General features: G+C 61.2%; 21 protein-coding genes and 1 riboswitch. Of the genes, 15 read left to right on the forward strand and 6 right to left on the reverse strand.

Annotated elements, in window-relative coordinates; all coding sequences use genetic code 11:
• Positions 1-60 precede the first annotated feature (60 nt).
• Positions 61-786, forward strand: coding sequence for a beta-ketoacyl-ACP reductase (locus G9X64_RS33195; protein WP_168309152.1), 726 nt, complete (start codon positions 61-63; stop codon positions 784-786).
• Positions 787-929: 143 nt separating this feature from the next.
• Here G9X64_RS33195 and G9X64_RS37050 read toward each other — a convergent pair whose 3' ends face one another.
• The 3 genes from G9X64_RS37050 to G9X64_RS33205 all read right to left on the reverse strand — a co-directional run bounded on the left by G9X64_RS37050 (position 930) and on the right by G9X64_RS33205 (position 1,695).
• Positions 930-1,058: a hypothetical protein gene (locus G9X64_RS37050; RefSeq protein WP_281360303.1), complete on the reverse strand. Its 129-nt coding sequence runs from the start codon at positions 1,056-1,058 to the stop codon at positions 930-932.
• Between the two features lie 193 nt (positions 1,059-1,251).
• The gene (locus tag G9X64_RS33200; protein ID WP_003543792.1) at positions 1,252-1,512 is read right to left on the reverse strand and encodes a YMGG-like glycine zipper-containing protein; all 261 of its coding nucleotides are present in this window, start codon (positions 1,510-1,512) and stop codon (positions 1,252-1,254) included.
• Positions 1,513-1,539: 27 nt separating this feature from the next.
• Entirely contained in the window at positions 1,540-1,695 is a 156-nt protein-coding gene (locus G9X64_RS33205) for a DUF3309 family protein (protein ID WP_017962528.1), read from the reverse strand.
• Positions 1,696-2,504: 809 nt separating this feature from the next.
• On the opposite strand from G9X64_RS33205, the gene G9X64_RS33210 reads away from it, so the two are divergent.
• The 5 genes from G9X64_RS33210 (at position 2,505) to G9X64_RS33230 (ending at position 8,894) form a co-directional block, all read left to right on the forward strand.
• A complete protein-coding gene (locus tag G9X64_RS33210) occupies positions 2,505-5,747 on the forward strand; it encodes a helicase-related protein (RefSeq protein ID WP_171378244.1) in 3,243 nt (1,080 codons plus the stop codon).
• Positions 5,748-5,749: 2 nt separating this feature from the next.
• Positions 5,750-6,154: an Hsp15 family ribosome-associated heat shock protein gene (locus tag G9X64_RS33215; RefSeq protein WP_168309149.1), complete on the forward strand. Its 405-nt coding sequence runs from the start codon at positions 5,750-5,752 to the stop codon at positions 6,152-6,154.
• 194 nt (positions 6,155-6,348) lie between these two features.
• Complete coding sequence (gene fdxA / locus G9X64_RS33220; RefSeq protein ID WP_003567552.1) at positions 6,349-6,687, forward strand: ferredoxin FdxA; 339 nt, start codon at positions 6,349-6,351, stop codon at positions 6,685-6,687.
• Positions 6,688-7,080: 393 nt separating this feature from the next.
• Positions 7,081-7,653: a CarD family transcriptional regulator gene (locus tag G9X64_RS33225; RefSeq protein WP_003543775.1), complete on the forward strand. Its 573-nt coding sequence runs from the start codon at positions 7,081-7,083 to the stop codon at positions 7,651-7,653.
• A gap of 377 nt (positions 7,654-8,030) precedes the next feature.
• Positions 8,031-8,894 carry an RNA polymerase factor sigma-32 gene (locus G9X64_RS33230; RefSeq protein ID WP_012759432.1) on the forward strand — a complete coding sequence of 288 codons (864 nt, stop codon included), beginning with the start codon at positions 8,031-8,033 and terminating at the stop codon, positions 8,892-8,894.
• A 113-nt stretch (positions 8,895-9,007) separates the two neighbouring features.
• On the opposite strand, the gene G9X64_RS33235 is transcribed toward G9X64_RS33230, so the two are convergent.
• Both G9X64_RS33235 and G9X64_RS33240 read right to left on the reverse strand, forming a co-directional pair.
• The gene (locus G9X64_RS33235; RefSeq protein ID WP_171378245.1) at positions 9,008-10,552 is read right to left on the reverse strand and encodes a M48 family metalloprotease; all 1,545 of its coding nucleotides are present in this window, start codon (positions 10,550-10,552) and stop codon (positions 9,008-9,010) included.
• 390 nt (positions 10,553-10,942) lie between these two features.
• Positions 10,943-12,481 (reverse strand): MDR family MFS transporter, encoded by a 1,539-nt coding sequence (locus G9X64_RS33240; protein ID WP_171378246.1) that lies wholly within the window; start codon positions 12,479-12,481, stop codon positions 10,943-10,945.
• A 116-nt stretch (positions 12,482-12,597) separates the two neighbouring features.
• On the opposite strand from G9X64_RS33240, the gene G9X64_RS33245 reads away from it, so the two are divergent.
• The 4 genes from G9X64_RS33245 (at position 12,598) to G9X64_RS33260 (ending at position 16,410) form a co-directional block, all read left to right on the forward strand.
• Positions 12,598-13,125, forward strand: coding sequence for a MarR family winged helix-turn-helix transcriptional regulator (locus G9X64_RS33245; RefSeq protein WP_171378247.1), 528 nt, complete (start codon positions 12,598-12,600; stop codon positions 13,123-13,125).
• Between the two features lie 57 nt (positions 13,126-13,182).
• A complete protein-coding gene (locus G9X64_RS33250; protein ID WP_171378248.1) occupies positions 13,183-13,839 on the forward strand; it encodes a thiamine diphosphokinase in 657 nt (218 codons plus the stop codon).
• Between the two features lie 3 nt (positions 13,840-13,842).
• Positions 13,843-15,660 carry an ABC-F family ATP-binding cassette domain-containing protein gene (locus tag G9X64_RS33255; RefSeq protein ID WP_171378249.1) on the forward strand — a complete coding sequence of 606 codons (1,818 nt, stop codon included), beginning with the start codon at positions 13,843-13,845 and terminating at the stop codon, positions 15,658-15,660.
• A 120-nt stretch (positions 15,661-15,780) separates the two neighbouring features.
• Positions 15,781-16,410 carry a DUF5666 domain-containing protein gene (locus tag G9X64_RS33260; RefSeq protein WP_171378250.1) on the forward strand — a complete coding sequence of 210 codons (630 nt, stop codon included), beginning with the start codon at positions 15,781-15,783 and terminating at the stop codon, positions 16,408-16,410.
• A gap of 71 nt (positions 16,411-16,481) precedes the next feature.
• Here G9X64_RS33260 and G9X64_RS33265 read toward each other — a convergent pair whose 3' ends face one another.
• Positions 16,482-18,332 (reverse strand): ABC transporter ATP-binding protein/permease, encoded by a 1,851-nt coding sequence (locus G9X64_RS33265; RefSeq protein ID WP_168309143.1) that lies wholly within the window; start codon positions 18,330-18,332, stop codon positions 16,482-16,484.
• Between the two features lie 152 nt (positions 18,333-18,484).
• Positions 18,485-18,562: riboswitch (SAM riboswitch) on the forward strand.
• Between the two features lie 47 nt (positions 18,563-18,609).
• On the opposite strand from G9X64_RS33265, the gene metA reads away from it, so the two are divergent.
• The 5 genes from metA (at position 18,610) to nagA (ending at position 23,866) form a co-directional block, all read left to right on the forward strand.
• Positions 18,610-19,533, forward strand: coding sequence for a homoserine O-acetyltransferase MetA (gene metA / locus G9X64_RS33270; RefSeq protein ID WP_003543755.1), 924 nt, complete (start codon positions 18,610-18,612; stop codon positions 19,531-19,533).
• A 226-nt stretch (positions 19,534-19,759) separates the two neighbouring features.
• Entirely contained in the window at positions 19,760-20,782 is a 1,023-nt protein-coding gene (locus G9X64_RS33275; protein ID WP_171378251.1) for an aldose epimerase family protein, read from the forward strand.
• A gap of 131 nt (positions 20,783-20,913) precedes the next feature.
• Positions 20,914-21,687, forward strand: a complete 774-nt coding sequence (locus tag G9X64_RS33280; protein ID WP_168314882.1) for a GntR family transcriptional regulator — start codon at positions 20,914-20,916, stop codon at positions 21,685-21,687.
• Positions 21,684-22,715, forward strand: a complete 1,032-nt coding sequence (locus tag G9X64_RS33285; protein WP_171378252.1) for an SIS domain-containing protein — start codon at positions 21,684-21,686, stop codon at positions 22,713-22,715. The genes G9X64_RS33280 and G9X64_RS33285 overlap by 4 nt, the downstream gene beginning before the upstream one ends.
• A complete protein-coding gene (gene nagA, locus G9X64_RS33290) occupies positions 22,715-23,866 on the forward strand; it encodes an N-acetylglucosamine-6-phosphate deacetylase (protein WP_171378253.1) in 1,152 nt (383 codons plus the stop codon). Before G9X64_RS33285 ends, nagA begins: the two co-directional genes overlap by 1 nt.
• Positions 23,867-23,878 lie beyond the last annotated feature (12 nt).

Consider the following 23,878-nt stretch of genomic DNA (forward strand, 5'->3'; position numbering starts at 1 on the left):
TCCATAATTGATTGAAGATCCCGCCGCGGGGCAGGGCGAAAAACAAAAGGGGAGCGGAACATGAGCAGAGTGGCTGTGGTCACCGGGGGTACGCGTGGCATCGGCGCGGCAATATCCATGGCATTGAAAAATGCCGGATACAGGGTCGCCGCCAACTATGCCGGCAACGACGAGAAGGCCAAAGCCTTCCACGACGTTACCGGCGTTCCGGTGTTCAAATGGGATGTTTCGGATTACCTTGCCTGCGGCGAGGGAATTACCAGGGTCGAACGCGAAATCGGGCCGGTCGAAATCCTCGTCAACAACGCCGGCATCACCCGCGACGCGATGTTTCACAAGATGACGCAGCAGCAATGGCACGAGGTGATCAATACCAACCTCACCGGCCTGTTCAACATGACCCATCAGGTCTGGACCGGCATGCGTGACCGCAGCTTCGGACGTATCGTCAATATCTCGTCGATCAACGGGCAGAAGGGCCAGATGGGCCAGGTCAACTATTCGGCGGCCAAGGCGGGCGATCTCGGCTTCACCAAGGCGCTGGCTCAGGAAGGCGCGAACAAAAACATTACCGTCAACGCCATTTGCCCCGGTTACATCGGAACGGAAATGGTGCTTGCCGTGCCGGAGAAAGTGCTGAACGAACGCATCATTCCGCAGATCCCCGTCGGCCGTCTCGGCGAACCGGAAGAGATCGCGCGCTGCGTCACCTTCCTCGTCTCCGACGATGCAGGCTTCATCACCGGTTCGACGCTGACAGCCAATGGCGGGCAGTTCTTCGCATAAAAACAAAAGGCTAGGGCGGTCCTGCGTTTCCGTTGAAAGCTGAACCGCTCTAGACATTTCCGTCTTCGAGTCGACAGCAGAGATTAGATTCAAAGCGATTGGCGCGTCCGGCAGGACGCGCCAATCGCAGTTTATGGACGTCGCTATGGCCGAACTCTGGCCGGCACTTTACGCAGCGAAGGATCATCGGTGCTGACGGCTGATATCGCGGTCGCCAGGAAAGCCGACGCGATGAGCACGACGACGAGGGAATTCAGCAAAATCTGAATCATGGAAGCGTTTCCTTTCCGGTGCGCTGGGCGGTTCTGCCCGTCCGTTGCGCTCGTGAAGGAAATATGTGCCTGCCCGTTGGGCGGTGATAGGTTTGACTTTCGTAACCGATTGTCAACGTCTCGTTGACGGATGCGACCGGCAAAAGAAAACGGACGCCGAAGCGCCCGTTGGGAGTCCGATATGCTTTGCCGATCAGTAGCGGCAACGGGCCTCGTAGCGGCGGCCGTAGCGGTCGCGATAGACGCAGTAGCCGCGGCGTTCGACCGACTGGCCGATCAGAGCACCGGTCAGACCGCCGGCAACGGCGCCGACGGCGGCGCCACCCCAGCTGTTGGTGACGGCACCGCCGATGACCGCACCGGTGCCGGCGCCGATCGCCGTACCTTGCTCGGTCGCTGTGCAGGATGCCAGGGCGCCGACGAGGGCACCAATAAGAACGATCTTCTTCATCATGTCGTAACTCCCCAGGTTAGTTGGCCTTTAGATGCGGCCCATTAGTACAAGGATAATGATAATCACGAGAACTAGCCCCAAACCGCCCGAAGGTCCATAGCCCCAGCCACGGCTATAACCCCAATTCGGCAAGGCTCCGATCAAGAGCAGAATGAGGATAATAAGAAGTATCGTGCCAAGCATGGTGTGTTTCCTTCATTTCATCCGCAATTTGGATGGACGAGAAACACGCATTGGCGATTTTTGTTCCCGGTTAAGCTCCGGAAATGTGACGAAGCCTGATTCACGGTTTAATTTCCGTCATCTCGGAAAATTGTCACTATGGTTAAAAAGACATTTAAATACAATATGTTGCGGTGAACAAAGCTGGAAAACGGCGATGTCGCCGATTCGTCAGCGATTCGTTCCGTTTGTGATCGGTGCGCCGAGATCGGCCGCCTTGACTTAATGTTGTCTGAATCCGGCGCCTGAAAGATTAATGCTGATACGACGAGGCGGGGCGAGGCGATCTGCCGCCAATGCGTATCTAGGGCCTGAACCTGATAACGCTACCAGATGTGGCCGTGAACGAAAGGCGAAAATGGCAGCGTCAGCGATTCGTCTCCGATTCGTTCCGGCTTTGGTCAAGAGGTTAATTTCGGGCGGATTTTCGCCTGTTCGAGATCGGGCGAAGATCGTCGCTCACCATGGCGAAAATACGAACAGGAGAGAGTCTCGCGATTCAGCATCTAGTGGGAAAAAGTGATTCAAAATCAATACTTAGCCGTGAACAAAAGCTGAATCAGCCGGAGTCATCGATTCGTCGCTGATTCGTTCTCACGCTGTTCCGAATCGGAAATTCGGGCGTTCCCGGCGACTCGCAAAGGTCGTAATCCCCGAGGCATTTTGAAATCTGCCCTTGCGTTTGCGGCGGCAGCTGTCCATGTGTTGTCCAGCTTCCATCGAGGAGCCGAGATTTTCCTGGGGCCACCCCGCCTCATTTGCATGGACCCATGACTCTGACTTCGCAGCCGATGATTCTGAGTGGGCGCGGTGTGACCGCGGTGCTCGGCCCGACCAATACCGGCAAGACCCATTATGCCATCGAGCGCATGGTCGCGCACGGGACGGGCGTGATCGGCCTGCCGCTCCGGCTGCTGGCGCGCGAGGTCTATACGCGGGTGGTGGAGAAGGTCGGCGCGCAGAATGTGGCGTTGGTCACCGGCGAGGAAAAGATTTCGCCGCCCAATGCGCGTTTTTCCGTCTGCACCGTCGAAGCGATGCCGCGCGAGACCAGAGCCGCCTTCGTCGCGATCGACGAGGTGCAACTCGCCGGCGATCTCGAGCGCGGCCATATCTTCACCGACCGCATCCTGCATCTTCGCGGCCGCGAGGAAACGCTGCTGCTCGGTGCGGCGACGATGCGGCCGATCCTGCTGCAGCTCCTGCCTGGCATCAATATCGTCGAGCGGCCGCGGCTTTCGCATCTTTTCTACGCCGGGCAGAAGAAGATCACCCGGCTGCCGCAGCGCTCGGCCATCGTCGCCTTCTCCGCCGACGAGGTCTATGCCATCGCCGAGCTCATCCGCCGGCAGCGCGGCGGTGCGGCGGTCGTGCTCGGCGCGCTCAGCCCGCGCACCCGCAATGCGCAGGTGGCGCTCTATCAGGCAGGCGACGTCGAATATCTGGTGGCGACCGATGCGATCGGCATGGGCCTCAACCTCGATGTCGATCACGTCGCCTTCGCCCAGGACCGGAAATTCGACGGTTACCAGTTCCGCAATCTCAATCCGGGCGAACTCGGCCAGGTCGCCGGGCGCGCCGGGCGGCATGTGCGGGACGGAACCTTCGGCGTCACCGGGCAAGTCTCGCCCTTCGACGAGGAGCTGGTGCAGCGCATCGAGGGACACGAGTTCGACAACGTCAAGGTTTTGCAGTGGCGCACGACCGTGATGGACTTCTCCTCAATCGCATCGCTGCGCGCCAGCCTTGAGGCGGGACCGCGCGTACCGGGGCTGACGCGGGCGCTGCCTGCGGTCGACCAGCAGGCGCTGGAACAGCTTTCGCGTTATCCTGAGGTCATCGATCTCGCCGACAGGCCGGCGCGCGTCGAAAAACTTTGGGAGGCTTGCGCGCTTCCCGACTATCGGCGTATCACCCCAGCACAACATGCCGATCTTATCTCGACCCTCTTTTCCGATCTCGTCCGCTATGGCACGGTGAATGAGCAGTTTCTTGCGGAGCAGGTTCATCGCTCCGATCGAACAGATGGCGAAATTGACACGCTTTCGGCGCGAATCGCGCAGATAAGGACCTGGACCTACGTTTCGAATCGGCCCGGTTGGCTTGCCGATCCGACACACTGGCAGGAAAAGACGCGGGAAATCGAAGATCGATTGTCCGACGCGTTACATGAAAGGTTGACGAAACGCTTTGTTGATCGCAGGACATCTGTGCTCATGAAGCGCCTGAGAGAGAATGCGATGCTGGAAGCTGAAATCAGTGTGAATGGCGATGTCTTCGTTGAAGGACATCATGTAGGGCAGTTGAGCGGATTCCGTTTCACGCCGGTGGCGGGAACGGACGGACCGGATGCCAAGGCGGTTCAGGCTGCGTCGCAGAAGGCGCTCGGGCTCGAGTTCGAAGCCCGCGCGGCCCGGATGCATGCCGCCGGCAACAGCGATCTGCTGATCGGTTCGGATGGGCTGATCCGTTGGCTGGGCGACCCGGTGGCGCGGCTTTCGGGCAGCGATCATATCATGCGTCCGCGCGTGATTCTGCTGGCGGACGAGCAACTGACGGGCAATGCCCGCGATCACGTTGCCGCCCGCATCGAGCGCTTCGTCAATCATCATATCAGCACGGTGCTGAAGCCGCTCGACGACCTGTCGCGCGCCGAGGACCTGCAGGGTCTCGCCAAGGGGCTTGCCTTCCAGCTCGTCGAGAATGTCGGGGTACTGTTCCGCCGCGACGTGACCGAGGAGGTGAAGTCGCTGGACCAGGAGGCCCGTGCCTCCATGCGCCGCTACGGCGTGCGTTTCGGCGCCTATCATATCTTCGTTCCCGCACTTCTGAAGCCGGCGCCGGCCGAGCTCATCACGCTGCTATGGGCGCTGAAGAACGACGGTCTCGACAAGCCGGGCTACGGCGATCTCATTCCAGTGCTTGCCGCCGGCCGCACCTCGGTCGTCACCGATCCGAGCTTCGAGCGGATGTTCTACAAGCTCGCCGGCTTCCGTTTCCTCGGCAAGCGTGCGGTGCGCATCGACATCCTGGAACGGCTTGCCGATATCATCCGTCCGCTGCTGCAATGGAAGCCCGGTCAGAACAACCGTCCGGAGGGCGCCTATGACGGCCGCCGCTTCACGACGACGACCGCGATGCTGTCGATCCTCGGTGCGACGCTCGAGGACATGGAAGAAATCCTCAAGGGTCTCGGCTATCGTGCCGATGCCGTGAAGGCGGAAGAAGCATCGCTCCATCTTGCGGCGCAGGATGCGGCCTCAGTGCCTGCCGCCAGCGTGCAAACGCCTGCGGAAGAGACAGCCGAGAAGGCTGATCACGACGATGCCGATGGCGCCGCGGAAGAGACTGCTGCCGAGCCATCCGTAACCGACGCGCCCGTGGCGGAAGCGGTTGAAAGCCCCGCTCCGGCCGAAGCGATCGAGGCATCCGCTCCGGCGGAAGCCTCTGCTTCCGGCGAAACCTCTGCTCCTGTGGAAGCGATATCGGCTTCCGGGGAAGCAGGATCTGCTCCTGGGGAAGCCGGCGAGCCGGCGGAACCGAAGCCGGTGCTTCTGTGGCGTCTTGGCGGTCGCAACGACAATCAGCGCCAGGGGCGCGGCGGGCATGGCGAACGCCGTGGCGGCCAGGGCGAGCAGCGCGGTCAAAACCAGGAGCGCGGCGACCGCAATCGCCGGCCGGGCGGCGGTGAAGGCGGCGAGGGCAATCGCGGCGGCGACGGCCGCGACAACAATCGCCAGAACCGTGGCAAGGAAGGCAGCGGTCGCGATGGTGGCCGGCCGCAGCAGGCAAGAGGCGACCGCAACAATCAACCACGGGGCGACCAGCCGCGCGGCGACCGGCAGGACCGTGGCGATCGCAAGGATCGCGGCGAGCGCAACGACCGAAACAACAATCGTGGCGGCTCGCAGCCGTTGCGCTTCGAGGCCAAGCCGCCGCGCAAGGAGAAGCCGATCGATCCGGATTCGCCCTTCGCCAAGCTCGCAGCTCTCAAGGAGCAGATGAAGAAGTAATCATGAGCGGGGAGACACAGCCGACAAGCGGTTCGCGCCAGCGCATCGACAAGTGGCTGTTCTTCGCGCGCATGGTGAAGTCGCGCTCGCTGGCGCAGAGCCATATCCAATCAGGCCATGTGCGCATCAACGGCGAGCGCTGCAACCATCCAAGCCAGATGGTCAAGCCGGGCGACCGTATCGAGTTGACGCTGGAGCGGCGCGATGTCGTTCTCGTCATGCGCCTTGCCGGCGAACGGCGGGGGCCTTACGAGGAGGCGCGCCTGCTCTACGACGACCAATCCCCGCCGCCCGATGAGGCAAAACGTCTCACTCCCTACGAGCAGGCGATCCGAGCCACCGGCACCGGCCGTCCGACTAAAAAGGAAAGACGTGCAATCGACAGGCTGATGTCGGACGAGGATTAGAAAACTCTGTCTGCGGCGGCGGCTTTTGCAGATCGTTTATCCTTGAAATCCGACGCCAAAGCCGATACGTCACTGACAACCTGCCGGAAGCGTGCTTGCCTCCCAAGCCTGCTCACGCTTTTCCTCCGGCACGGGGATAGGCGCGACGTTCCAGGTTGCCCGGCCCCATCCGCATGGAAATCCTGGAGTTCTTCATGACCTATGTCGTGACCGACAATTGCATCAAGTGCAAATATACCGATTGCGTGGAAGTCTGCCCTGTCGACTGCTTCTATGAGGGCGAGAATTTCCTCGTCATCCATCCCGACGAATGCATCGATTGCGGCGTCTGCGAACCTGAATGTCCCGCCGAGGCGATCAAGCCCGATACCGAGCCGGGCCTCGACAAATGGCTGAAGATCAATACCGAATATGCCACGATCTGGCCGAATATCACGGTCAAGAAGGACCCGTTGCCCGAGGCCAAGGAAATGGATGGCGAAACCGGAAAATTCGAGAAGTATTTTTCGGAGAAGCCCGGTTCCGGCGATTGAGACAGCGCCCACATGCGGCCTCCGGATTCGGGCGACCGCAGGGCGAAACGTTTTAAAAGCTGCGTGAGGCATATGGGTGACATGTGTTGCCCGCATGACTCAAGCGAAGCAAATTATTGATTTCCTCATATTTTTATGATAGGTTTCGTCTACTGTTCCATTTGTGGCATAACGCATGCCCAAAACCATCACGAAAGCAAAACAAATCCGTACACGGTTTCCGTGACATATCAACGCTTTGAGCGCCGGGTCCCAAGATCGTGCGCAAGAAGTCTTTGCTTTTGCCCGATGGGACCAGAGTGAAGTCACCCGACGGATACTACCGTCTCACCCGGGCCTGACTGACCCGGCTCCGGCCGCCGCCGGAAGCGTAACAGGGAGTTTTTGAATAGAATGACGACTCAGCAGAAAAAGCCTTCTACAGCACGTCACGGCTTCAAGACCGGTGAATCGATCGTCTACCCCGCTCATGGCGTCGGTACCATCACCGCTATCGAAGAGCAAGAAGTTGCCGGCATGAAGCTCGAACTTTTCGTTATCGATTTCGAGAAGGACAAGATGCGTCTGAAGGTTCCGGTCGCGAAGGCGATGAGCATTGGTATGCGCAAGCTTTCGGAAACGGATTTCGTCGAGCGTGCTTTGAAGGTCGTGCAGGGCAAGGCGCGCGTCAAGCGCACCATGTGGTCGCGCCGCGCCCAGGAATATGATGCCAAGATCAATTCCGGCGATCTGATTTCCATCGCTGAGGTCGTGCGCGATCTGTATCGTGCCGAGAATCAGCCTGAACAGTCCTATTCCGAGCGCCAGCTTTATGAGGCTGCGCTCGACCGCATGGCGCGCGAAATCGCCGCCGTCAACAAGATGTCTGAAACCGAAGCCGTTCGCCTCGTCGAGACCAATCTCAACAAGGGTCCGAAGCGTGGCAAGGCAATCGAAGAAGACGATTCACAGGACGAAGCCGCGTAAAAGCGACCCCTGTTTTCTATCAAAAAACCCGGCCTGTGAGCCGGGTTTTTTATTGGAACTTTTTCCTGACTGCCGCGTTTCTCACACGTAATTGCGGACTGCTCGTCGGGCAACGGCCTCAACGGGCGAACTGCTATTCCGTCAATGTTCGATGAGGAGCGGATCATGCCTTTTCTAGATTGCCCATCCGGCAAAGTGAAGAAACAGGTCCAGCCCGGCCGTCTTACCGGCACATGATGAGAAATAGGGCCTCCCCCTGAAAAGTCCAGGGCGAGGCTTTTATGCATTCATAACCCATTCAATCCGGACAGCGATGTTCCGGAAGATGAGTTTTATTGTTCATTTCAGGGCGAGAGGCCTGTTTCCGGGAGATCGAAATGAAGAACATGTCTGCAGATCGGCGCATGATCAAAATCGCGATGGCCGCTCCTTATCTCGCCCGCCAGGAAGAGCACGATCTCGCCACCCGCTGGAAGGATCACGACGACCGCGGCGCCCGCAACCAGATCGCCATGGCGCATATGCGCCTCGTCATATCCATGGCCGGCAAGTTCCGCAATTTCGGGCTGCCGATGAGCGATCTGGTGCAGGAAGGCTATGTCGGCCTGCTCGAGGCCGCCGCCCGCTTCGAGCCGGAACGCGACGTGCGCTTTTCCACCTATGCAAGCTGGTGGATCAGGGCGTCGATCCAGGATTATATCCTGCGCAACTGGTCGATCGTGCGGGGCGGCACGAGTTCGGCGCAAAAAGCGCTGTTCTTCAATCTGCGCCGTCTGCGCGCCAAGCTCGCCAAGGGCGACACCCAGCTGACGCTGCAATCCATTCACCAGGAAATCGCCGCCGCTCTCGGCGTCAGCCTCTCGGATGTGCAGACGATGGATGCCAGGCTTTCCGGCAACGACGCCTCGCTGCAGGCGCCTTCGGTCTCTGGCGATGCAGAGAGTGCGGAGAAGATGGATTTCCTCGTCAGCGACGATCCCCTGCCGGACGAGCAGGTGTCCAACATGATCGACGGCGAGCGCCGCCGCGTCTGGCTCGCCTCGGCACTGAAACATCTCAACGAACGCGAGATGAAGATCATCAGCGCCCGGCGTCTGGCGGAAGATGGCGCCACGCTCGAAGAGCTCGGTGCCGATCTCGGAATTTCCAAGGAGCGCGTGCGTCAGATCGAAAGCCGGGCGATGGAGAAGCTTCGCAGCGCGCTCGTCAGCGCCGATCCGCATATGGCGGCCTACGCCTGAACTTAAAGTGCGTCGCGATTTAGGTCATTGTCGCAAGACCGCCGCCCAGTTTTGCGTGAGATGTTTTCTCCCCTCCAGCAGCACAGACTGGCCCGGCGCAAGCCGGGCCTTTTTTATTCGGCGATGATCTTGACGCGATCGCCTGTTGAAACGGCTGCGCCCGTGGGCAGGGCGTTGATGAGCTTGAAGAGATCGAGCTTGCGGTCTGTGCCCATCATGCGGGCGGCGAGTGTCGAGATGTTCTCACCCGGCCGGACGGTGACCACGCGGATGCGCAGCGGCTTCAGCGAGGCGGCCTCTGCCGGCGTCATGCGGCGGAAACTCGCGCGCAGCACATTGGCCGTTGGCTCAAGGGCGCCGCTGCCTTTCGGCACGGCAGTCAGGAAACGGAAGATCTGCGAATTGTTGCGGATCACGGTCACATCGAAATCCCAGCGGTCGGCGCTGGCGCGCGCGGTGGCTGCTTCCATGCCGTTGATGGTGATCGGCTGGATGGTCGATGGGTCGAGGCCGGTCACCCAGCCGCTGGAGATATAGTTGGTAAGGCTCTGGTTCTGATTGTCGGCGACGCCGTCGAAGCGGACGGCAATGTCGTTCGGGCCGGTGGCCATCACCGCTTCGACCTTGTTGTCGATGTGGAAATCCGGCGGCACGTCGAAGCGGATGCCGAGACCGCCATGCAGGAAGGTCTGGCCGCGCACATAGCCTTCTTCCGGGCTGTCGCCGTAGAGCAGTCCGTCTATGCCGTCGAGATAATAATTGCGACCCTTGTCGCCGACCGAGCCTTCCTGGCCGAAGGCGCGGGCGTGGGTGCGGGCAAGCTCTATGCGCTGGGCCGAATTCGGATGGCTCGACAGGAAGTCGAGACTCTGGTCGGCCTCGGGATCAACCGACATGAAGCGACTGTAAGCGGCCATCGAATCGAGGAACCGGGCGGCGGCATAAGGGTCGTAGCCGGCTTCGCCGAGCATGCGCACGCCGATGACATCGGCCTGCAGCTCCTGCTGGCGGGAGAAGGCGGCGAGCCGCAGCTTGCCGCGGGCAAGCGCCTGCTTGCCGGCAATGTCGCTGGAGAGGACCTCGGCGACGACACGGCTGGCGATGACCTCAGCCTCTTCGCGCTTCTGCCGCTCGATGCCGTGGTTCGCCGTCACATGGCCCATTTCGTGCGACAGCACGGCGGCGACTTCCGAGGCGTCGTTGGCAAGGGCGAGCAGGCCTCGGGTGACGTAGAGATAACCGCCCGGCAGCGCGAAGGCGTTGATCGCCGGCGAATTCAGGATGGTGATGCGGTAGGACTGGCTCGGATTTTCCGACACAGCCGTCAGCGCGCCGGCGATGCGGGCGACGAGGCGCTCGGTTTTGGCGTCCTTATATTCACCGCCGTAGCTTGCCACGATGCGCGGATGCTCACGGGCGCCCATCGCCGCACGCGGATCGTTCTTCTGCACCTCATCGACGATCTGAGGATTTGAAGAAGGCGAAACACTGGGCTGATAGGATTGGTCGATCAGCGATTGACAGCCATTCAGCGCTATTGCGAGGGCCGAAAGCAGCATCAGGCGACGCGCGAAGCGCCGCGGCGCGGAGATGGCATCACTGGAAAGCGCGGGCGATTTCCACGTCGTCAAGCTGTCCAGTCTGATTCTCCGCATCATGTCGCTGTTTTGCCGGTTTGCCGCAGATTCGGACCGACCGTGGCATGGGGAACTCAACAGGTGCGCACCCCTGGTCTCGCGCTGCACAATCGGCCGATACAAGTCGTTGCTGTAGCTGATTTACGCATCGGTTGCATAGCGAGACTCTGTTTAAATGTGGCGCCGTTGCATTTTAGCAAGCCTCAGGCATTAAGGCTTCCCTTCGCTCGGATGAAATTATGGCGAAAGTTCCGTCACAAAGCGGAGATTCGTCGCCGGCGCGGAAAAAGAACGGCCCGATTGAAGCAACTGGCTCGACAGCGACAGTCCTGCGAGAAAATTGCAACCCTTGATACAGGCATCGAGAGGGAACGCGTCCTGATGAAGCATTCTCTCGCAGTAACGAGTCGACTATTCGGCAGCTTCCGCGGTCGCCGGTTGCGGCTTCGTCGTCTCGCCGGCGCGGGGCAGTTGCACGGGTTTCAGCATGATGGCGGCGGCAAGGCCGATCAACGCAATGGCGCAGGAGGTCATGAAGAGCGGCGAGAAGGCGGCGGCATAGGTATCGGCGACGGCCTGGCGGCTCGCTTCGGGAAGGGCGGCCATCATTTTCGGCGTCAGCTGTTCGATATCGGCGACGCCGGGAATGGAGACGCCGACCTTGCCGAGCTCGGAGGCGATGATGGCGCCGTAGATGGAAATAGCGATCGAGGCGCCGCCCATGCGCGACAGCGTCACCGAGCCGGTGGCGGCGCCGACGTCGCGGGCCGGTGCTGCATTCTGTACGCCGATGACGGGAACCTGCTGGGCAAGGCCGATGCCGATGCCGTGCAGCATCATGACCGCGCCGATAAAGGCGATCGGCGTTCCCGCGTGGATCTGCGACATCAGGGCAAAGGCGATGGCGCTGCAGGTGAGGCTTGCGATGGCAAAGGGCTTGTAGCGCCCCGTCTTCGAGATGATGCGGCCTGCGGAAAGCGACCCGCAGACGAGGCCGCCGGTCAGAAGGATGAAGAGCAGACCGGCGGCCGACGGCGAAAGGCCGGTCGTGGTCTGCAGGAAGAGGGCGAGATAATTGACCATGCCGATGGCAATGGCGCCGCCCATGATCGAGATCACCAGGAGCAGGCTGAAGGTCGAATTGCGAAACAGCTGCAAGGGAACGATCGGTTCGGACGCGCGGCGCTCGACGAACACCCAGGTGACGGCACAGACGACGCCGAAGACGACGATGCCGATGCTCTCAGGCGAAATCAATGCACCGAACAGCTCGCTGCTGTCGGTGGCAAGCACGATGCTTGTCGTCGTCATGGCAAGCAGAAGCGCACCGGCATAATCGATCTTGGGGCGGCGATGCGGTTTGCGGTACGGCAGCATGAAGGCAAGGCCGGTGAGCACGATGAAGCCGATCGGCACGTTGACGAGGAAGATCGAACGCCAGCCGAAGAGATCGCTCATCGTACCGCCGAGTACCGGGCCGATCGCGCCCGATGCCATCAGCACGAGGCTGGAATAGCTTTGGTAGCGCGCCCGCTCGCGCGGCTCGAACAGGTCGGCGTTGACGGCGAAGATCGATACCATGATGCCGCCGCCGCCAAGGCCCTGCAACACACGGGCGGCGATCAGCGTATTCATCGAGACCGCAAGACCGCAGACTGTCGATCCGACAGTGAAGATCATGATCGCCGTCATCATCACGTATTTGCGGCCGAAGAGATCGCCGAGCTTGCCGTAGAGTGGCATGACGGCGCTCAGCGACAGGAGATAGGCCGAACCGATCCAGCCGAAGCGCTCGAGATGGCCGAATTCCCCGACGATCGTCGGCAGCGCCGTGGAGACGATCTGATTATCAAGCGTCGCCATGAACATGGCGGTCATCAGGAAGAAGAAGAGGATAAGCCGGCGACGAGGATCCGTCACGAGCGGCGCAGGCGCGAGTTGCATGTCCATGGGAGGCATCGTTCCGGGTTGACGTGCTTTTATGTGCTAACAGCATATAAATGTCAATGGCACATTAATGACATCAGCATATTCAATTTTTGAATCGGCTCTGTTATGGTCCTGTGATGAGCGACGTCCTGACCAAGACCCCTTCTGCGGAGCCGGCCGAGCCGGATCGTGAAAACGTGCCGCGTATCGGCCGGAGCATGGCGCGCATGCGGCTGATGACCGGGCGGCGGCTGATCGGCCGGCTGGCGATCCAGAGTGCTGCACCGGGCCTTGAGCTTTCGCATCTCGACGTGCTCGATGCCGTGCGGAGGGCGCGGCCTGCCGGCGAGGTGACGGTCGGCATGATCGCAGAGATGCTGCGCATCGATCCGTCACGGGCAAGCCGGGTGGTGGCCGACATGGTCGGGCGCAACGTATTGCGCCGCGAGGCCTCGCAGGCCGATGCGCGGCGGATCGTCGTCGTCATGACCGAGGTCGGCCAGGACTTGCTTGCCGAGATCGTCGCGCAGAAGCTTGCGATCATTTCCGAGATCGTTTCCGACTGGCCGCAGGAGGATGTCGAGCGTTTCGCAGCGCTTTTCGAGCGCTTCATCGGCGGCTACGAGGCGGTTTTCCTGTCGCGCGACAAGGATACGCCGGGCTGAGGCAGACGCTGGCGTTCGCCGGCCCTTCCCCTCGACCCCTCGTTTGCGCTAAGGGCAATGCCCATGAGCCAATCCACCTTCACCATTCTCCTTGGCGGCGAACTCAGCCTGACGGAGCGCCTGCGCGATGCCATCGAAGACAGCCGCTTTATTGCGGCCGATGGCGGCATGCGGCATGCGGCAGCACTCGGTATTACGCCGGAACTCTGGGTCGGCGATTTCGATTCGACGCCTGATGATCTCGCGGGTGCATTTCCCGATGTGCCGAAACAGCCTTATCCGGCCGCAAAGGCGGCGACGGACGGCGAAATCGCAGTGGCCGAAGCAATCGCGCGCGGTGCGCGGCGGCTGATCCTGGCCGGTGCGCTCGGCGGTGAACGTTCCGACCACGCGCTTCAGCATCTGCTGTCGGCCGTCAGCCTGGCGGAAGAGGGTTTCGACCTGCTGCTGACCTCGGGCAAGGAAGAGGCCGTGCCGCTGGTGGCCGGTACGATCGAACTGGACCTTCCCAAAGGCTGCCTGTTTTCCGTGCCCGGATTCAGCGAGCTGAGAGGGCTTTCCATCGAGAATGCGCGTTATCCGCTGGTGGATTTTCATCTACCTTTCGGCTCGTCGCGCACCATTTCCAACGTCGCGGAAGGCAAGGTTCGCTTTTCGCTCCGCAGTGGCCGAGCGTTCGTGCTCGCCCGGCCTTATGATCTTACCGGAGTCTGATTTTTGGCCCCTCCCATTCTGAAACTCGACGATATCTTCCTGAGCTTTGGCGGTGCACCGCTTCTGGCGGGTGCTGGCCTGCAGATCGAGCCCGGTGACAAAATCTGTCTCGTCGGGCGCAACGGCTCGGGAAAATCGACGCTGCTGAAGATTGCCGCCGGCCTGGTCGAGGCGCAGTCCGGCGAGGTCTTCCGCCATCCGTCCTCGACGGTGCGTTATCTCGAACAGGCGCCGGATTTTGCCGACTTCACCACGGTGCAGGCCTATGCAGAGGCCGGCCTCGGGCCGGGCGATGACCCCTATCGTGTCACCTATCTCCTCTCCCATCTCGGGCTGACTGGCGATGAAGACCCCAGAATGCTGTCCGGTGGCGAATCGCGGCGCGCAGCCCTTGCCCGGGTTATGGCACCGGAGCCGGACATTCTGCTGCTCGACGAACCGACCAACCATCTCGACCTGCCGACCATCGAATGGCTGGAAGGCGAGCTGCAAAAGACGTGCAGCGCCTTGGTGCTGATTTCGCACGACCGGCGTTTCCTCGAAAAGGTCTCGACGGCAACCGTCTGGCTCGACCGCGGTACCTCACGCCGGCTTGACAGAGGCTTTGCGCATTTCGAAGCCTGGCGCGACCAGGTGCTGGAGGCCGAGGAGCTGGAACAGCACAAGCTCGGCAAGTCGATCGAGCGCGAGGAGCATTGGCTGCGCTACGGCGTCACGGCGCGGCGCAAGCGCAACATGCGCCGTCTTGGCGAGTTGCAGACGATGCGCTCGAACTATCGCGGCCACAAGGGGCCGCAGGGCACGGTGCAGGCGACGGTTTCGGACGCCCAGGAATCCGGCAAGCTGGTGATCGAGGCCGATAAGATCACCAAGAGCTTCGGCAAGCGTGCAATCGTCACGCCGTTTTCGATCCGCGTGCATCGCGGCGACTGCATCGGTCTGGTCGGGCCGAACGGCGCCGGCAAGACGACGCTGCTGAAGATGCTGACCGGGCAGCTTTCGCCTGATAGCGGCACGGTGAAGCTCGGCACCAATTTGGAGATCGCGACGCTCGACCAGAAGCGCGAGGATCTAGACCCCGAGGATACGCTTGCCAATTATCTGACGGACGGGCGCGGCGAAAACCTGCTCGTCAACGGCGAGCAGCGCCATGTTACCGGCTATATGAAGGAATTTCTATTCCAGCCGGAACAGGCGCGTACGCCGATCAGAAACCTCTCCGGCGGCGAACGCGCCCGGCTGATGCTGGCGCGCATCCTTTCGCGCCCGACGAACCTCTTGATCCTCGACGAGCCGACCAACGATCTCGATATCGAAACGCTCGATCTCCTGCAGGAGATTGTCGCCGGCTTTCCCGGCACCGTCATTCTCGTCAGCCATGACCGCGATTTCCTCGACCGCACCGTGACCTCGACGATCGCACCCGCCGTGCCGGATGCGCCTGATGGCCGCTGGATCGAATATGCCGGCGGCTACTCGGATATGCTTGTGCAACGCAAGGGCGCGCTCGAGGAGCGCAGAAAAGCCGAGAAGGCGGCGGAGAAGCCGAAGGCGCAGGAGGCAACAGCGTCGGGCAGCTCGAAGGTCAAGCTCTCCTTCAAGCAGAAATTCGCACTGGAAAACCTGCCAAAGGAAATGGCGAAGGCCGAAGCCGAAATCGCCAAGCGCGAACAGGTGATGGCAGATCCCAATCTTTTCACGCGCGATCCTGCAGCCTTCAACCGGCTTGCCAGCGAGATGGAAAAATTGCGTGCCGGCCTGACAAAGATGGAAGAGGAGTGGCTGGAGCTCGAAATGCTGCGGGAAGAGCTGGAAGGCTGAGATTTTCTCGAGGCTGAAGGCTCACTTTTCCTTGATTCGTCAGTGTGCCGTCCTGCGGCATAAGGTGCCGTCCGGCAGCTGGGGATATTGCCGATCGCAATGGCGACAAGGAAAAGTCATATGTCTCACAAGCCTCATTCCGGAATTTTCACGGCGGTTATCGCCGGCAGCCTCGTGGCGCTTGCCCTGTCGCAAGCCGCTCAGGCGCAGGATGCCCAGCGCATTCGTGTTCGCGGCGCAATCGAAAGCCTCAGCGGCGATACGCTCGTCGTCAAGACGCGCGAGGGCAACGATGCGACGGTCGCGCTGAAAGCTGGCTGGAAGGTCGGCGGTATCAGACAAGCTTCGGTCGAGGATATCAAACCTGGGGATTTCGTCGGTGTGGCCTCACTTCCGAAGGGCACCGGCCCGGACGGGGCGATCGAGGTGCTGATCTTTCCGGCGTCGATGAAGGGAACCGGCGAGGGCAACCGTCCCTGGGATGCGCAGCCGAATAGCCAGATGACCAATGCGACTGTCAGCAACGCCGTCAAATCCGTCGACGGCCACACGGTCACGCTGACCTATCAGGGCAAGGAAAAGACCATCTCGATTGCCGATGGCACGCCGATCGTGACGTTGGCGCCTGCGACCAAAGATGATCTGAAGCCCGGCGCCGGCGTCGTCGTCACCGGCGAGAAGGCGGCGGATGGCAGCATCTCGGCCAGCCAGATCGCCGTCGGCCTCAACGGCGTCATACCGCCGATGTGACCAGCGGCTTAAATCCTCATCTTATGCATGCCGTTATACCAAAACCGCTCCACACTTTTGGGCGGCATGCATTAAAGCGCCGGCGCAGGCACGGCGGCAGCGCCCGCACTGGCGCTGGCCCCGGTCTGGACGACAGGCGGCTCCTCGGATTTTGACGGCAGCGCTTGTAGATGCAGCACGCGCGGCTTCAGCGCCTCGAGATATGCCTCGGAGCGGCCGATATAGATCATGCCGCTTTCGGGCATCGAGGTGAGCAGTTTGGCCATCGTTTCCTGCAATTCCGGCTCCATGCCTTCCAGCACTTCGTCGAAGATGATCCAGCGCGGGCGCACAAGAAGCAGCCGGGCGAAGCCGATCGCTTTCTGCTGGTCGCTGTCGAGCAGCTTGTCCCAGCGGGCACGGGTCTCGAGCCTTGCGATCAGCGAATGGAGACCAACCTTGTCGAGGGCCGCCTCGACGTCGGCTTTCTCGTAGGCTTCGGGACGTTCGGGAAAGGCCAGCGCCTCGCGCAGTGAGCCGCCGGGGACATAGGCGAGCTGCGGAACGAAGAGCATGTCGTCGATTGGCGGCAGGCCCATCGTGCCGCTGCCGCACGGCCAGAGGCCAGCCATCGCCTGGAAGAGCAGCTTGCGATTGACGCTGTGATCGCCGTTGATCATGACTTTTTCGCCGGCCTTGATCACGACATTGGTTTCACGCAGACGGAAACCGCCGCATTCCTCGATGTCTTCGCCGACCTTGGCGACGATCACCACGTCCTTCAGCGTCAGCGTGTCGGGCGCGGCGTTTTCATAGGCGATGCTGTCCTTGAGGTCGAAGTCGTCTTCCATGTCGACCAGCGCCTGGCGGAAATCGGTGACGCGCATCAGCGTGGCGCGCCATTCGGCGATCGGGCCGAAATTGGACACATACCAGCGCAGCGCGGTGTTGACCTGGTTGAAGGCACCAACGGACATCATCAGCTGGCCGAGGGTGAGACCGCCGGAGAAATAGGCGGGGGCGGCAACGATGATCGGGATGACGATCACCAGCCAGCCATAACCGGCAGAAACCCAAGTGAGATTGGTATTGGCCATGGCAAGCCGCTTGACGACTGTCAGGACCGAACTGATGTCGGTGTTAATGCGCCGGCGCTCGTTCTCCTCGCCGCGGGCAACGGTAATTGCCGGCATGTTCTCATTGGCATGCATCAGTGTGAAGCGAAGCTCGGCTTCTTTTGAAAAACGGTCGGCATTGAGCTTTACCAGCTTGCGACCGACGACCTGGCTCAGCACCGAGGCAGAAGCGGCATAGAAAATCGCCGCCCAGACCATGTAACCCGGAATGGAGAAGCTATGGCCGCTGATGCGGAAGATGAAGCCGCTCGAAAGCTCCCAGAGAACGCCGATGAAGCTCACCAGAAGAATGGTCGACTGCAGCAGGCCGAGAACCAGCCCTGTCGTGCTTTCGGCGAGGTTGCGGGAATCCTCGTGCAGGCGCTGGTCCGGATTGACGCCGATCAGGCCGCTGGAGGCAAGCCGTAGCGCCCGCTTGCGCTTCAGCCACTGGTCAACCAGATCGCGTGACAGGCCTTCGCGCATATAGAGCGCAGTCATCTGGTTCAGCCAGGCCTGCAGCACGTTGAGCAGCAGCAGTGTGCCGGCGATCATCGCGAAGATTTCGAGTTGGTGGAAGAATTCGCCGAGGTCGCGGCGCTCCAGCGAGTCGTAGAAGGGAGCATTCCACTCGTTCAAAATGACCTGGCCGTAGGACGTCGCCAGGATAACGAGGATCAGCACGGTCGCCAGAAACAGCACCTTGCCACGCACTTCCGAATTCCAGAATGCCGAGAACATGACGCCGAGGCGATATGTCAGGCTGAAATCATACCCTACCCTATCCTGCCTCCGGATGCCCGGCCTCCCCTCGATCTTATCTGCCATTACGCTTTTCCAAATCGCCCATGCCCTATAAATAACATGGTGGCGTTACGGGTCTATCAACAGATTCTATCAGTCATTAAACTGTGATGATGCTTGCATGAGTCTCTCCTGCATGCATTCGCCAGTTGATTCGCAATCAGACTGGGTCTAATTAAGGCCTCCGTGGTGATTTGGCCGGCCGGCTTGCAGCCACGTTAAAAAAGTCGCTAAAGGGCCGCGTGCGGACCGGTAGCGATTTTTGTCGCCGCCGGTTTTTGTTTTTGATCGAGTGACCGCAATGCCCATCAAGATCCCCGATACGCTGCCCGCCTTCGAAACCCTGGTTCAGGAGGGTGTGCGGGTGATGACCGAGACGTTGGCGATCCGTCAGGATATCCGACCGTTGCAGATCGGGCTGCTCAACCTCATGCCGAACAAGATCAAGACCGAGCTGCAGATGGCCCGTCTCGTCGGCGCCTCGCCACTGCAGGTGGAGCTGTCGCTCATTCGCATCGGCGGCCACAAAGCGAAGAATACGTCCGAGGATCATTTGCTTGCCTTCTACCAGACCTGGGAGGAGGTAAAGCACCGCAAGTTCGACGGCTTCATCATCACTGGGGCTCCGATCGAGCTTTTACCCTATGAGGACGTCACCTATTGGCCGGAGATGCAGGAGATTCTCGACTGGACGGAGACAAATGTCCATTCGACGATGAACGTCTGCTGGGGCGCGATGGCGGCGGTCTATCATTTTCACGGCGTTCCGAAATACGAGCTGAAAGAGAAGGCCTTCGGCGTCTACCGCCACCGGAACCTGAAGCCTTCCTCGATCTATCTCAACGGCTTTTCCGACAATTTCGAAGTGCCGGTGTCGCGCTGGACCGAAGTGCGCCGCGCCGATATCGAGAAATCCGAAAGCCTGGAGATCCTGATGGAGTCCAGCGAAATGGGCGTCTGCCTCGTGCACGAGAAGAGGGGCCGGCGGCTCTACATGTTCAACCATGTCGAATATGATTCCACCTCGCTTTCCGACGAGTATTTCCGCGACGTCAATGCCGGCGTGCCGATCAAGATGCCGCACAATTACTTCCCGCATAACGATCCGGCGCTTGCGCCGCAGAACCGCTGGCGCAGCCATGCGCATCTCTTGTTCGGCAACTGGATCAACGAAATCTACCAGACGACGCCCTTTGATGTGGAAGAGATCGGCACCGATCTCTGACCGTTGCCGATCGCGCCGCGAGCCGATGCCGCTGCACCATTGCTGCGGTCTTTCTTTCTGATCTGCCGGTTGCGGATCGAAGCAAATGCGGGCAGGTTCCTGTCCCGAAGCCTACCACACCGCGCGTCTTCGTCGGACGTGCAATGCACACTTTGAATCGCTGCAAATTCCTCAAATCGATTCCGAATTGAGGAATTTGCAGCAGAGATAGAATGGACGGTCGATCATGTCGGATAAGTTGGAGCGGGACGTTTTCGGGCAGACGAAGGCGGGCGAGACCGTCTATCGCGTCGAGATCAAGGGCGGCGGGCTGACGGCCAAGATCATCAGCTGGGGCGCAGTCATCCAGGACCTGCGTCTCGAGGGACATGATGCGCCGCTGCAGCTCGGCTTTGACGATTTCGACAGCTACCTTCTCTATTCGTCCTACTTCGGCGCAACGCCCGGCCGCTGCGCCAACCGCGTCGGCGGCGGCAGGTTCACGCTTGACGACAAGGACTATCAGCTCGAGCTGAATGAAAACGGCGTGACGCATCTGCATGGCGGCAGCGACAATATCGCCAAACGCAATTGGACGATTGTCGAACATGACGTCGACCGCGTGGTGCTGAAGATCGTCGATCCCGATGGCCGCGCCGGGTATCCCGGCAATTGCACCATCCAGGCGACTTTCCGGGTGCATGGCAATGGTGAACTGTCGATCACCTACGAATCGACCAGCGACCAGCCGACGCTCGCCAATGTCTGCCAGCACGCCTATTTCAATCTCGACGGCCGTGAAGATGCACTTGGCCATGACATTATGATAGCCGCCGATCACTATCTGCCGACCGATGAGAAGCAGGTGCCGACCGGTGAGATCCGTCCCGTCGAGGGCACGGTATTCGATTTTCGCGAGATGGCGCCGATGAAGCGTTTCGTCGGCAATGAACAAGCGTTATACGACCATAATTTCTGCCTGTCAGGCGAGCGTACCGCCAAGCGGAGCGTCGCGCTTGCCCGCAGCCTGTATTCCGGCGTGTCGCTGGAAGTGCGCAGCACGGAGCCAGGTGTGCAGTTCTATGCCGGCTTCAAGCTCGATGTCGGGGCTCCCGGCATCGGCGGTCGCAAATACGGCCCATTCGCCGGGTTCTGCCTGGAGACGCAGGTCTGGCCGGATGCCATCAATCACCAAGGTTTTCCGAATGCGGTCCTGCGCCCCGGCGAAGTGTTGCGCCAGGAGACGGATTATATCTTCTCCAAGAACTGAGCGCCTGCGGACGCACGACTGTCAAATTTGATCGCTATGAAACCCTTGCCAGTCTGCCGGCGAGGGTTTTTTCTTTCGGAACTCGATTTCTGTCTTGCCGATTGGTTCTATATAGGTTCTATTGTGCGCCCATGGATAGAACCAGTCTGATAGCGGAACTGAACAGCCGCGGCCTGCGCAGCGAGGCGCTGACCGGGCCGCTCTACAAGCGGCTGGCGCAGACGCTGACCGGCCTCATTCAGGAAGGACTGCTGAAGCCCGGCACCGCGCTGCCGGGTGAGCGCGACCTTGCCGAGGCTCTGAAGCTCGGCCGTGTCACCGTGCGCACCGCCTATCGAGATTTGATGGCATCCGGCGCACTGGAATCGCGCCACGGAAGCGGTACTTTCGTATCGAGCAGGGTGGAACGCATGGAACAGTCGCTGTGGCGGCTTTCCTCCTTCTCCGCCGACATGCGCTCGCGCGGGCGTCTGCCGGCCGCACGGATATTGTCGCGGGCGGTCAACACGCCGTCGCCGGAGGAATCCTTCCTGCTCGGCCTCGGCGGCGACGAGCCGGTGCTGAGACTCGACCGCTTGCGCCTTGCCGACGGCCTGCCGCTGGCGATCGAACGCGCCGTGGTGCCGATCAAGTTCCTGGGGCACGATGCCGGCGGCGAGGGATCGCTCTACGATGCACTGACGGCCAGTGGCCACAGGCCTGTGCGCGCGCTGCAGCGGCTGACGGCGGTCACGCTCGATCCGTCCTCCGCCGCGATCCTGAACGTCAAGGCCGGCGCGCCGGCGCTTCTGATCGAACGTGTCTCGCGCCTGGAAGACCAGCGCGTGGTCGAATACACCCGCTCGCATTACCGCGGCGATGCCTATGATTTCGTTGCCGAATTGAGAATCGGAGATGACCTATGAATGACAACCAGTCGCTGATGCTGCAGGAAGCCGGCCAATCGCCAGAGGTGGTCGCCACGCTGCTCGAAAAGGAAAAACCGGTCTTTGCCGAGATTGCCCGGCTGTTTTCGTCCGCCCGCCCAAGTGTGGTGACGACGGCGGCGCGCGGCTCCTCGGACCACGCCGCCACCTTCTTCAAATATCTCTTCGAGATCACCTGCGGCGTTCCGGTCGCCTCGGTCGGCCCCTCGATCGCTTCGGTCTATGGTGCGGCGCTGCATCTGAACGGCGGCGTCCATTTCACCGTCTCGCAGTCGGGTGCCAGCCCAGATATCGTCGCGCTGCAGGATGCGGCGAAGAAGGGCGGGGCAACGACGATCGCCGTCGTCAACGTCACCGACAGCCCGCTTGCGAAACAGGCCGATATCGTTCTCGGTCTCAATGCCGGTGCTGAAAAGAGTGTCGCGGCGACAAAATCCTTCATCGCCTCGGTTGCAGCCCTTTCCGGCGTGACGGCTGCGATCAGCGGCGCGTCCGATCTGCAGGCCGCGCTCGTCAAACTGCCGGAGGCACTGTCGGCGACCGCGGGGATCGATACGGCGGCAGCCGAGGAGGTGCTCTTCAACGCGACCTCGCTCTATACGGCCGGCCGCGGCCCAGCCTTCGCGATCGCCCTCGAAGCGGCGCTGAAGGCCAAGGAAACCTCCGGCCTGCATGCCGAGGCCTTCTCGCTGGCAGAACTGATGCATGGTCCGATGCGCCTGGTGCAACCGGGCTTCCCGATCGTCGCTTTTGCGCCGGACGATGCGGCCTTCGCCAACAATGTGCAGGCGCTGGAACGTCTGCAGAAACTCGGCGCGACCACAGTCGGCTTCTCGACGCAGCCGCTTTCCGGCGTCCATCTGCGCGTGCCGACGACGGGCAACGGCCTCGTCGATCCGCTGGTGTCGCTGCTCGTCTATTACCGGCTGATCGAGTCGGTGACGCGTCGCAAGGGCTTCGATCCCGACAAGCCGGCAAACCTGCTCAAGGTGACGGAGACGGTCTGATGGCCCGCAAGATCTTCCTCGGCGCCCGCATCTTCGATGGCGAACGTTTCCATGACGACAAGGCACTCATCGTTGCCGATGGCCGCGTCGAAGCGATCGTCGCGAGAAACGACCTGCCGGATGGCGAGGTCGTGACGCTTGCCGGCGGCGTTCTGTCGGCCGGCTTCATCGATGCGCAAGTCAATGGCGGCGCCGGGCGGATGCTGAACGACGAGCCTTCCGCCGCCTCGATGGACATTATTGCCGGCGGGCACCGGCCCTATGGCACAACGTCGCTGTTGCCGACGCTGATTACCGATACATCAGAAGCATCCGCTGCCGCGATCGAGGCGGCCAAGGAGGCCGTGAAGGCGAACCGCGGGGTTGCCGGCCTGCATCTCGAAGGCCCGCATCTGGCGCCTGCGAGGAAGGGCGCGCATCTGGCCGAATTGATGCGGCCGGTGGGAGATCGCGACGTCAAGGCTTTCATCCGGGCGCGCGAGGCGATCGGCACGCTGCTCGTCACCATGGCCGCCGAGCAGGTCACGGTTGCCCAGGTGCGGGAGCTTGCAGAGGCCGGCGTCACCGTCAGCATCGGTCATTCCGATTGTTCGAGCGAGGCGGCGGAGGAACGTTTCGATGCCGGGGCGCGCGGCGTCACGCATCTCTTCAACGCCATGAGCCAGCTCGGACACCGCACGCCCGGCCTCGTCGGCGCGGCGATCGATCATCCTTCGACCTGGTGCGGCATCATCGCCGACGGCCATCATGTCGATCCGAAGGCCCTGCGCACGGCGCTGCGCGCCAAGCGCGGCGAAGGCAAGCTGTTCTTCGTCACCGACGCGATGTCGCTCGTCGGGTCGGAGAGGGACTCGTTCACGCTGAACGGGCGTACCGTCCGGCGCGAAAGGGGCGGCTTCTGCTCGAAGCTGGTGCTTTCCGACGGCACGCTGGCCGGTTCCGATGTCGACATGATCTCGACGATCCGTTACGGCGTCACCTATCTCGACCTGACGCTCGCCGAGGCGTTGCGCATGGCGACGCTTTATCCGGCCCGGTTCCTCAGGCTTGCCGATCGCGGCCATCTCTCGCCGGGTACGCGTGCCGATCTCGTGCATCTCACCGATGCGCTTGCCGTCACCGCCACCTGGCTCAGCGGCGAAGCGGCCTGAAATCAAGGATAA

The sequence above is a fragment of the Rhizobium sophorae genome, from assembly GCF_013087515.1.
Taxonomy (GTDB): Bacteria; Pseudomonadota; Alphaproteobacteria; order Rhizobiales; family Rhizobiaceae; genus Rhizobium; species Rhizobium sophorae.

What these genes read in the sequence shown, in the direction of transcription:
- G9X64_RS33195 (WP_168309152.1), top strand. Translation starts at nt 61, where the DNA reads ATGAGCAGAGTGGCTGTGGTCACCGGGGGTACGCGTGGCATCGGCGCG.
- G9X64_RS37050 (WP_281360303.1), bottom strand. Translation starts at nt 1,058, where the DNA reads ATGATTCAGATTTTGCTGAATTCCCTCGTCGTCGTGCTCATCGCGTCG.
- G9X64_RS33200 (WP_003543792.1), bottom strand. Translation starts at nt 1,512, where the DNA reads ATGATGAAGAAGATCGTTCTTATTGGTGCCCTCGTCGGCGCCCTGGCA.
- G9X64_RS33205 (WP_017962528.1), bottom strand. Translation starts at nt 1,695, where the DNA reads ATGCTTGGCACGATACTTCTTATTATCCTCATTCTGCTCTTGATCGGA.
- G9X64_RS33210 (WP_171378244.1), top strand. Translation starts at nt 2,505, where the DNA reads ATGACTCTGACTTCGCAGCCGATGATTCTGAGTGGGCGCGGTGTGACC.
- G9X64_RS33215 (WP_168309149.1), top strand. Translation starts at nt 5,750, where the DNA reads ATGAGCGGGGAGACACAGCCGACAAGCGGTTCGCGCCAGCGCATCGAC.
- fdxA (WP_003567552.1), top strand. Translation starts at nt 6,349, where the DNA reads ATGACCTATGTCGTGACCGACAATTGCATCAAGTGCAAATATACCGAT.
- G9X64_RS33225 (WP_003543775.1), top strand. Translation starts at nt 7,081, where the DNA reads ATGACGACTCAGCAGAAAAAGCCTTCTACAGCACGTCACGGCTTCAAG.
- G9X64_RS33230 (WP_012759432.1), top strand. Translation starts at nt 8,031, where the DNA reads ATGAAGAACATGTCTGCAGATCGGCGCATGATCAAAATCGCGATGGCC.
- G9X64_RS33235 (WP_171378245.1), bottom strand. Translation starts at nt 10,552, where the DNA reads ATGATGCGGAGAATCAGACTGGACAGCTTGACGACGTGGAAATCGCCC.
- G9X64_RS33240 (WP_171378246.1), bottom strand. Translation starts at nt 12,481, where the DNA reads ATGGACATGCAACTCGCGCCTGCGCCGCTCGTGACGGATCCTCGTCGC.
- G9X64_RS33245 (WP_171378247.1), top strand. Translation starts at nt 12,598, where the DNA reads ATGAGCGACGTCCTGACCAAGACCCCTTCTGCGGAGCCGGCCGAGCCG.
- G9X64_RS33250 (WP_171378248.1), top strand. Translation starts at nt 13,183, where the DNA reads ATGCCCATGAGCCAATCCACCTTCACCATTCTCCTTGGCGGCGAACTC.
- G9X64_RS33260 (WP_171378250.1), top strand. Translation starts at nt 15,781, where the DNA reads ATGTCTCACAAGCCTCATTCCGGAATTTTCACGGCGGTTATCGCCGGC.
- G9X64_RS33265 (WP_168309143.1), bottom strand. Translation starts at nt 18,332, where the DNA reads ATGGCAGATAAGATCGAGGGGAGGCCGGGCATCCGGAGGCAGGATAGG.
- metA (WP_003543755.1), top strand. Translation starts at nt 18,610, where the DNA reads ATGCCCATCAAGATCCCCGATACGCTGCCCGCCTTCGAAACCCTGGTT.
- G9X64_RS33275 (WP_171378251.1), top strand. Translation starts at nt 19,760, where the DNA reads ATGTCGGATAAGTTGGAGCGGGACGTTTTCGGGCAGACGAAGGCGGGC.
- G9X64_RS33280 (WP_168314882.1), top strand. Translation starts at nt 20,914, where the DNA reads ATGGATAGAACCAGTCTGATAGCGGAACTGAACAGCCGCGGCCTGCGC.
- G9X64_RS33285 (WP_171378252.1), top strand. Translation starts at nt 21,684, where the DNA reads ATGAATGACAACCAGTCGCTGATGCTGCAGGAAGCCGGCCAATCGCCA.
- nagA (WP_171378253.1), top strand. Translation starts at nt 22,715, where the DNA reads ATGGCCCGCAAGATCTTCCTCGGCGCCCGCATCTTCGATGGCGAACGT.